This window comes from Enterobacter cloacae complex sp. 394F7 (genome assembly GCF_057320385.1).
Map to the genome: position 1 here is coordinate 1 of NZ_JBXWCS010000033.1, position 1,419 is coordinate 1,419.

Annotated in this window: 1 protein-coding gene; it reads right to left on the reverse strand. The window is 52.1% G+C overall.

Going from position 1 to position 1,419, the window contains the following annotated elements:
- Positions 1–11: 11 nt before the first annotated feature.
- On the reverse strand, positions 12–1,334 hold the full coding sequence (locus AC2FAK_RS22875) for an IS4 family transposase (protein WP_020686790.1): 1,323 nt from the start codon (positions 1,332–1,334) through the stop codon (positions 12–14).
- Positions 1,335–1,419 lie beyond the last annotated feature (85 nt).

Here is a 1,419-nt window from a genome sequence, read left to right on the forward strand (position 1 = left end):
CCTAATGCTGGTCACTTAAGGTGATCAGCATTTTTTCTTGCCGGATATTTCTGGGCTTTTATTCTCACTTCCCGGGGATAACTTCGCTCTCTTCTTCCCGGTAATACCAGCCACTTTGCTTTCTCATACAGCGTTCTTAACTCACCCGGCATCTTACCCGGTGAGGCCCATGGCAGCGTTATCAGAAGCCTGGTTATTTCACTTATTGTGCCGCTAAAGCTCAACTGGTAAGGCAGATAATCGCCCTTCAGTTCAAACGCCATCCTTACCATCTGGTATCTCACCAGGTTGTAAGTCAGCAGCACCCCCCATAACTCCTGTCGCACCAGTTCTGGCAACTTACTGCGTAACGTCCAGCGGCTGTCCATCATTCCCTGCTTCGCTTCCCGGTAACCCAGTTCAATTTCCCACCTGTGACGATATAACTCGCTGATATCATTGCCAGGGTAGCGATTCTGGTCTGTCAGGGATGTCAGAACCTGTTTTTCTTTTCCGTCAACCGTTCGGGTCAGCAGTCTTGCGGTGAACCGCCCCGGGAGTGCTGGCCACTGTTTCCGGGCCTGTGGGCTGGTTTTCAGTTCAACAAGCTCGTCGCCACGTCCCAGCTTACGCACAACTTCATATTGTGTGTTTTTTTTCAGTGGCAGCAGCCAGTGCCGGTTTTCTCCGGACATCTGCCAGTGATGAAGCAGTCCCGGAGAGTAAAATCCTTTATCGAATAAAGTGATACTCTCATCCGGCGTTCTTTCTGCCAGCTGCGCTGCCAGTCGCATTTCGCTGACGTTCTCGCTGTCAAAGGCACTGGCGTTGATCAGATGGCTGCTCAGCTCCATCAGACAAACCATCCTGACCTGCGGATAGCCACCGGTACCATTTCGCCCTGCAGGTCTGCTGAAGGCCGCGCTGTTTTCCGGCGTGTCTGCCGTACGCCAGACAACACCGTCCACAGCAAACAGATTCAGTCCGTGCCATTTCGGATGGGCCGCCTGCTGGTTCCAGTACCGCTGTGTAATGTCGAACAGTTCCCGCACAGCATCTTCCCCGAGCGTTTTTCGGCGCTGAATGACTGAGCTGCGGGCGGTGAAAGGCTCACCGGTCCTGTCAGTGATATCCATCAGATTCACGATCTCGGTCATAGGGCGATTGCAGAAAATGGACATGCCAACGACCAGCCAAATCATGGATTCAAGAGGAAGTTTGCGTTTGCGGAGTGTGACAGTATCAGTCAACGTTAACGCTTTCTGAATGAATTCAGTGGGAATGAGGTCCGAGAGGCTACGGGCGTGCTCAGGGGAGGTAACGTTGATAATGCCGAGGGCTTGTGAAAGTTCCATTTAAAAAAGGGTCCATGATGAACATGAACCCTTTTTACACCAGCCACCGGATCGGTCAACCGATCCTTAAACGATCGGCATTAGG

Excerpts from the sequence above, each read along its gene's own strand:
- AC2FAK_RS22875 (WP_020686790.1), bottom strand. The coding sequence starts at position 1,334 with ATGGAACTTTCACAAGCCCTCGGCATTATCAACGTTACCTCCCCTGAG.